At 63.4% G+C, this 7,812-nt stretch carries 6 protein-coding genes; 1 reads left to right on the forward strand and 5 read right to left on the reverse strand.

The window, feature by feature from the left end; all coding sequences use genetic code 11:
• From EN750_RS10375 to EN750_RS10395, 5 genes are all read right to left on the reverse strand, one after another.
• Positions 1-866, reverse strand: an 866-nt coding sequence (locus tag EN750_RS10375; protein WP_127396365.1) for a DUF4167 domain-containing protein, incomplete at its 3' end; no start/stop codon positions are given.
• Between the two features lie 303 nt (positions 867-1,169).
• Positions 1,170-2,042: a peptide chain release factor N(5)-glutamine methyltransferase gene (gene prmC / locus EN750_RS10380; RefSeq protein WP_127396366.1), complete on the reverse strand. Its 873-nt coding sequence runs from the start codon at positions 2,040-2,042 to the stop codon at positions 1,170-1,172.
• Positions 2,035-3,114, reverse strand: a complete 1,080-nt coding sequence (gene prfA, locus EN750_RS10385) for a peptide chain release factor 1 (protein WP_127266723.1) — start codon at positions 3,112-3,114, stop codon at positions 2,035-2,037. The genes prmC and prfA overlap by 8 nt, the downstream gene beginning before the upstream one ends.
• A gap of 10 nt (positions 3,115-3,124) precedes the next feature.
• The gene (gene ptsP / locus EN750_RS10390) at positions 3,125-5,395 is read right to left on the reverse strand and encodes a phosphoenolpyruvate--protein phosphotransferase (protein WP_027038177.1); all 2,271 of its coding nucleotides are present in this window, start codon (positions 5,393-5,395) and stop codon (positions 3,125-3,127) included.
• A gap of 83 nt (positions 5,396-5,478) precedes the next feature.
• Complete coding sequence (locus tag EN750_RS10395; protein ID WP_013529459.1) at positions 5,479-6,732, reverse strand: aspartate kinase; 1,254 nt, start codon at positions 6,730-6,732, stop codon at positions 5,479-5,481.
• Positions 6,733-6,990: 258 nt separating this feature from the next.
• Between EN750_RS10395 and EN750_RS10400 the strand changes: the two genes are divergently transcribed.
• Positions 6,991-7,812 (forward strand): CHASE3 domain-containing protein (locus EN750_RS10400; RefSeq protein WP_189526128.1); only part of this gene is annotated, 822 nt, incomplete at its 3' end.

The raw sequence follows: 7,812 nt of genomic DNA on the forward strand, positions 1-7,812 counted from the left end.
GAATTGGCATTGTCACTACCGCCATCAACCTGATCGGCGTTGACGCGCGGGCGGCGCGGCCGCCTCGGACGACGGGCAGCACCGCTTTCGGCGGCCGCCTCGTTGAGTTCGGCCTGGGCCGCAAGGCCTGCCGGCGAAAGATTCTCGAACGACGGAGCCGGTTCGGCCGCAGCAACGGATTCGGTCGGCGCGGCGGCTTCGGCCTCGCTCGGAGCCTCGTTGCGCTGGGGCTGGCCAGCTTGCTCGGCGGACGATGCATAGTCGCGCTGGCCGTTCTGGCCGTAACCGCCATTGGGGCGACGATCGCGATGGCGCCCGCCATTGTTGTCGCGGCCACCATTGTTGCGCCCGCCATTATTATCACGGGCCTCGCGGCCACCTTCCCGGTTGAGCGCAACCTCGGCCGGCGTCCCTTCGATGACCGGCTGCGGGCCGGCGCCATGGTTGATCACCGGGATCTGGGCATCGGAAACAGTGTTGCTGTTGTTGCCGCCATTGTCGAAATCGTCCCGGTCCTCGTCGCCGTCATCGTCGAAATCATCACGATTCTGCTGCGCGTTCTGGATCGGCATCTGCGCCTGTGCGGCCGCGATGATGCGATTGTAGTGCTCGGCGTGCTGGAGATAGTTCTCCGCCATGACCCGGTCGCCGGAGCTGTGAGAATCGCGGGCAAGGGTGGCGTACTTTTCGGCGATCTGCTGAGCCGAACCGCGGATCTTCACATCCGGGCCATTGCTCTCGTAGTTGCGCGTCAGGGGATTAGGCCCCTTGCGGTTGTTGTTGTTATTGTTGTTGTTATTGTTACCACCGCCGCCGCCATTATTATTGCGACCGCGCATGCGCCTGTTCTGCTGTTGTGGCCTCATCAAACTCTCTTCATTTTGAAATTTTCGAAAAACTCTTCACGAACGGAGGCGCTCATGCAGCCAGCCGTTTCGTCTCTTCACCGGCGTTCGCCCGCATCGATTGCGTTGGCGCCACGTGTCATCCTGTTCCGGTTACATCACTTGCCGGACGATTCCCGCACGAAGCTTGGGCATCGTTTGCGCAAGAAGGCAGCTATTTCCAAGGAAAACCGAATCGCTAAGAGCACTGCCTGCTTCGTCTCATCCGGTTAAGGCGACCCTAGCCGCATTCCCCGGCATTGCCAAGCGCTTTTTTGCACTGCGTCAAGGCTTTATCCTTTCAAAGACAATAACCCTGTCGTTTCCGCCGAGGTCGCGAAAAACACCGCCCGGCATGTAGCCAGCTGCAGCGAATATCTCGCAGACCTCATCGCTTTGCGTATGGCCGATCTCGACCGCAATCCTGCCTTCAGCTTCCAAAAACCTTGCCGCTTGCGCAGCGATGGTTCTGTAGGGGTTCAGACCGTCCGCGCCGCCATCCAGGGCCAGGCGCGGGTCGAAATTGCGGACTTCGTCCTGCAGATTTCCAATGTCTTCCGTGGTTATATAGGGAGGGTTTGCGGCGATTACATGGTACCGGCCGAAAACTTTTTCGAACCAGTCCGACTGCAGCGCCGTGAACCGGTCTGCAAGACCCAGTTTCCCGGCATTACTGGCCGCCGTCGCCAGCGCACCTGCGGACAGATCGACGCCGGTTGCGCTAGCCGTCGGTACGACGCTGAGCAGCGCCAGCGCAATGGCGCCGGTGCCGGTGCCAAGATCGAGGATGCGGCACCCGCCTTCCCGCGCCGCAACTGCCTTGACGAAGGGCAATATCGCCTCGACCAGCGTTTCGGTATCCGGCCGCGGCTCCAGCGTTTCCGGCGACAGCGACAGGCGCAAACCGTAGAATTCACGATAGCCGAGGATGCGATGCACCGGTTCGCCGCCAGCGCGGCGTCTCAGGGCGGCATCGATTTCGGCAACAATGCCGGCGCCGAGCCTGCGTTCAGGGTCCGCAATGGCTTGCGTGCGCGTCGTGCCCGAAAAATGCTCGACGATCAGCCGCGCATCGAGCGCCGGGTCGTCGACAGTGGTGCCAAGCCGGGCCCGCGCTTCCCGCAGCAGCGGGCCGAGTGCGTCGGGCAGGTCAGTCATCGATGCCGATGTCGGCGAGCAATTTCGACTGGTGATCGGCAATCAGCGCGTTGATGATCTCGTCGAGTTCGCCCATCATCACCCGGTCGAGCTTGTAGAGCGTCAAATTGATGCGATGGTCGGTGACGCGGCCTTGCGGGAAATTATAGGTGCGGATGCGCTCCGAGCGGTCACCGGAACCGACCTGCGACTTGCGCGATTCGGAACGCTCCTCGTCGGCCTTGCCGCGCTCCAGATCATAGAGCCGGGCACGCAGGATCTGCATGGCCTTGGCGCGGTTCTGATGCTGCGATTTCTCCGCCTGCACGACCATGATGCCAGTCGGCAGATGAGTGATGCGGACGGCCGAATCGGTGGTGTTGACGTGCTGGCCGCCCGAACCCGAGGCGCGCATCGTGTCGATGCGGATGTCTTCGGCCCTGATGTCGATGTCGACCTCTTCGGCTTCGGGCAGCACCGCGACGGTTGCGGCCGAGGTGTGAATGCGCCCGCTGGCCTCCGTTGCCGGCACACGCTGCACGCGGTGCACGCCGGATTCGAATTTCAGATGCGCAAAGACGCCCTTGCCCGACACCGTGGCGATGATTTCCTTGAAGCCGCCGGCGTCGCCATCGCTGGCCGAGGCGGTTTCGAAACGCCAGCCGCGTTCGGCGGCGTAGCGCTCATACATGCGAAACAGGTCGCCGGCGAACAGCGCGGCCTCGTCACCGCCGGTGCCGGCGCGGATTTCGAGAATGGCGTTCTTGTCGTCGGCGGCATCCCTGGGCAACAGCAGGATCTGGATATCCTTCTGCAACGCCTCGATGCGCTCCTCGATCTCCGGCAGCTCGGCCTCGGCGAGCGCCCGCATCTCGGCATCGGTGCCCTTGTCGGCAAGCATGGCTTCCAGATCGGCCTGTTCACGCTCGGCCAGGCGCAATGCCCTGACCTTGGCGACCATATCCTGGATTTCGGCATATTCGGACGCCATGCGCACATAGGCATCCGGCGCCGGACCAGCCGACATCTGCGCTTCGAGCATCTCGAAACGCTTGACGACTTGATCCATACGATCGCGGGGCAAATTGACCATGATGAGGCTGCTACAATGGGATCGAACGGTCGTCGGCAAAGGCCTGCAGCAGCGCCCGCATCGGCAAGCCCTGTGCCGGAGCCATCAGATTGTCGTCGAAAAACGCCTTCAACTCGTCCAGCGGCAGTTCCGTCAGCATCGCCTTGACCGGACCGATCGAGGCCGGCGACATCGAGATCGAACGGAAACCGAGGCCGATCAGCGCCATCGCCGAGATCGGCTTGCCGGCGAGTTCGCCGCACAGCGTCACCGGCGTATTGTTGCGGACGCCGGCATCGGCGATCTGCTTGAGCACACGCAGGAACGGCGCCGACAGCGTGTCGAAGCGGTTTGCCAATTGCGTGTTGCCACGGTCGACGGCCATGACGAACTGGAACAGGTCGTTCGAACCGACCGAGACGAAATCGACCGCCTTCATCAATTCATCGAGCTGGAACAATAGCGACGGAACTTCCAACATCGCCCCCAGCTTCAGGCTGGTCGGCAAATGATGGGCAAAGCGCGAGAGATGCCGCACCTCGCGGTCGATGATCTCGCGTGCCTGGGCGATCTCGCCCAGCTCGGTCACCATCGGCAGCATCAGCTTCAATTCGCGGCCGCCGCTGGCCTTGAGCAAAGCGCGGATCTGGGTGCGCAACAACCCCGGCCGGTCAAGCGTCAGCCGGATCGCCCGCCAGCCAAGCGCCGGGTTCTCTTCCTGGATCGCACCCTTGAAATAGGGCAGCACCTTGTCGCCGCCAATGTCGATGGTGCGGAAAGTGACCGGCTTGCCGCGCGCCGCTTCGAGCACGTCGCGGTACAGCTTTTCCTGGGCTTCGGCCCGGGGAAATGTCGAGGCGACCATGAATTGAAGTTCGGTGCGGAACAGGCCGATACCGGCCGCGCCCGCTTCGGCAAGCTGCGGCAGGTCGACGGCGAGACCGGCATTCATCAACAGGTCGACCTGGACACCGTCCCTGGTCGTCGACGGCTTCTTGCGCAGCTCGCGGTAGACCTCTTGCCGGCGCGCCCTGAAGCGCACCTTTTCGGCGTAGGCGGCCTCGAGATCGGGCTGCGGCCGCAAATGGATCACGCCCTCTTCGCCGTCGACGATGATGGCATCGCCGTTTTCCGCCATGGAAACGGCGCCCTTCATCTGCCCGGCGACGGGAATGCCCATGGCACGCGCGACTATGACGACGTGACTGGTCGCGGCACCATCCTCGAGCACCAGCCCGCGCATCTTGTCGCGGGGATAATCGAGCAGCTCGGCGGCCCCCATCGAACGTGCAACGATGATGGCATCCTTCGGCAGCGATGCGGCGACATCTTCCGGCCCGCGCCCCATCAGCTGGCGCAGCAGGCGGTTGGCGAGGTCGTCGAAATCGCTCATCCGCTCGCGCAGATAGGGATCGGTCATGTGCAGCATGCGGGCGCGCATGTCGCTCTGCACCTTTTCCACCGCCGCTTCGGCCGTCAGGCCGTTGCGGATGGCCTCTTCCAGCCGCCGCACCCAGCCGCGATCGTTGGCGAACATGCGATAGGCTTCCAACACCTGGCGATGCTCGCCTTCGAAGGCGACGTCGCGGCGTTCCAGCATGTCGTCGATGGACAGCCTGAGCGAGCTGAGTGAGGTTTCGAGCCGGCGGACCTCTTCCTCGCTGTCTTCGTTGAACAGATTGGTGACGACGATGCGCGGCTCGTGCAGCACGACGTGGCCGAGCCCGACGCCTTCATTGAAGGACAGGCCGGTGAAGCTGACAGGACGGCGCAGATCGAGTTCAAGGCCGGGCCGGGTCAGCCGCGCCAGATCGCCGGTGGCGATCATCTCGGCGATCACCATTGCCGTGGTTTCCAGCGCTTCGACCTCGTCGTCGCGGTAATGGCGCATGGTCTTGTTCTGCACCACAAGCACGCCCAGCGTGCGCCCTGCCCGCAGCACCGGCACGCCGAGGAACGAGTTGTAGATCTCTTCCCCGGTCTCCGGCAGATAGGCGAAGGCAGGGTGTTCCTGCGCATTGGACAGGTTGAGCGGCCGCGCGCTGGCGGCGATCGTGCCGACCAGGCCTTGGCCCAGCCGCAACTGCGCCAAATGGACGGCGTTCGGGTTCAGACCTTCGGTGGCGTAGAGTTCGAGCACCGAATCGGCGCGCAGCACATAGAGCGAGCAGACTTCCGCGACCATGTTGGAGGCGATGTCGCGCACAATCCGGTCAAGCCGCTCCTGCGGCTCCAGCGGCTCCTGCATGAGCTCGCGGAGCCGTTTGAGCAAAACGCGCGGGCCACTGGCCTGATCACGCATCGCGGCTTCTTCTCCAATGGGCATTCTGCCCGCCGCAGTTTCCACCGCGACCGGCGCACACGCAACAACTCAAATCGTTCTCGCTACTGCTTATCCAGACCGTAGACGGAATGCAAAGTACGAACCGCAAGTTCCGTATACGGACCGTCGATCAGGATCGAAATCTTGATCTCGGAGGTCGTGATGGCGCGGATGTTGATCGATTTGTCGGCCAGCGCCTTGAAAGCGGTGGCGGCGACGCCGGCATGGCTCCTCATGCCGATGCCGATGACCGAAACCTTCGACATGCCGGCTTCCGACTGCACGACATCGTAGCCGATCGAAGCCTTGAGGCGTTCAAGCACGGCCAGCGCCTTGTCGACATCGCCCGACGGCACGGTGAAGGTCATGTCGGTGAACTTGCCGTCCTCGGAAATGTTCTGGACGATCATGTCGACATTGATGTTGGCCTCGGCCAGCGGCCCGAAGATGCCGGCGGCAACGCCCGGCCGGTCGCCGACCCGGCGCAGCGAAATCTGCGCTTCATCCTTGGCGTAGGCAATTCCGGTGACGACCTGCTGTTCCACGATCTCTTCCTCGTCGCAAATGAGCGTTCCGGGCGGATTGAGCAAATCCCCCATTCCGGGCGCGTCGGGATCGTCGAAGGACGACCGCACGAAGGTACGCACCCTGTGCACCATGGCAAGCTCGACCGAACGCACCTGCAGAACCTTGGCGCCGAGCGAGGCCATTTCAAGCATTTCCTCGAACGATATCTTGGCCAGCCGCCGCGCCTTGGGCTCGATGCGCGGATCGGTGGTGTAGACCCCGTCGACGTCGGTATAGATGTCGCAGCGATCAGCCTTGACCGCCGCGGCTATGGCGACAGCACTGGTATCGGAGCCGCCGCGGCCGAGCGTGGCGATACGATTGTCCGGGCCGATGCCCTGGAACCCGGCGATCACCGCCACCTGGCCCTCGCCGAAGCGCTTGATCAGGAACGCGCCGTCGATGTCGAGGATGCGCGCCGCTCCATGCGCATTGTCGGTCTTGATCGGGATCTGCCAGCCCTGCCAGGAGCGGGCATGCACGCCCATGTTCTGCAAGGTGATGGCCAGAAGGCCGGCCGTGACCTGCTCGCCGGAAGCGACGACCGCGTCATATTCGCGTGCGTCATGCATCGGCGAGGCCTCACGCGTCCACCCGACCAGTTCATTGGTTTTCCCGGCCATCGCCGAAACGACCACCGCCACCTCATGGCCGGCGTCGACCTCGCGTTTGACGTGACGCGCCACGTTGCGGATGCGGGCGATGTCGGCGACCGAGGTTCCGCCGAATTTCATCACGATGCGCGCCATGGGAGCGAAATGCCTTTGCCTGAAGCCGGATCCCGGCCAAAAGCCGGAATCCCGAAAAGCGGAAGGCCGGCTGACGCCGGCCGCTGAATGCGCGGCCTCCTTAGCCAAATGATGAAGGTTTCGCAAGGCTGGCGGCCGATTGCCGGCGCCAGAAGCCGGCATATTGCCTTCCGCCCCGCCGCCGCCTACGAAATGCAGCCTGCGGGGAATTCTTTTGGTTCGGCATAACAGATGATGATTGCTCGTCTTCGACGTGCCATGCGATGGCAATCGCTCCCGCTTGTCGCCGGCTTCGCCGTGCTGGCGCTGATTGTCGGCAGCCGCGCCATGCTGGTCGAGGAACAGCGGGCCAACCGCGCCGCCGCGCGCGAGGCAATCGAATATCAGCAATTGCTTTCGGGTCTGCTTTCTCTGGCGCAGGAAGCCGAGAGCGGCCAGCGGGGCTACCTGCTGACCGGCGAGAAATCCTATCTCGAACCCTATCGGAGCGCTGTCGGCGCCATTCCGGGCCAACTTGCCCACATCGACAGCTTGACCGCCCCCGACGACCAGCTCGTCCAGCCGATCAACCATATCAAGGACGCGCTTTCGCAAAAGCAGGCTGAACTGGCCGAGACGATTGCCCTGTACGACCAGGGCAATGCGACGAAAGCGCTGGATCTGATTCGCAGCGGCCAGGGCAAGGCCGTGATGGACGAAATCCGGACCAGCATGGATACGGTCCGACGCATCAGCGCCGCAGCCGTCGCCGCGCGCGACGCGCATACCGACCAGGTCGAGGCCTGGCTACGCATCGGTTCGCTGGCGGCGCTGCTGGCGATCTTCCTGCTTGCCGGCTACGCGATCAGGGAATCGCGCCGCCGCTTCCGTGAGGTGGCCGTCGCCCAGGATGAGTTGGTGCGCAAGAACGTCGCCCTCGGTAAGGAGATCGAGACTCGCGAAAAGGCCGAATCCCAGATCCGCCAGATGCACAAGATGGAGGCGGTCGGCCAGCTTACAGGCGGCATCGCCCACGACTTCAACAACATGCTGGCGGTGATCATCAGCGCCATGAACCTCGCCCAGCGCAAGCTGGCGCGC

This window comes from Mesorhizobium sp. M7A.F.Ca.ET.027.03.2.1 (assembly GCF_003999175.1).
Classification (GTDB): Bacteria; Pseudomonadota; Alphaproteobacteria; order Rhizobiales; family Rhizobiaceae; genus Mesorhizobium.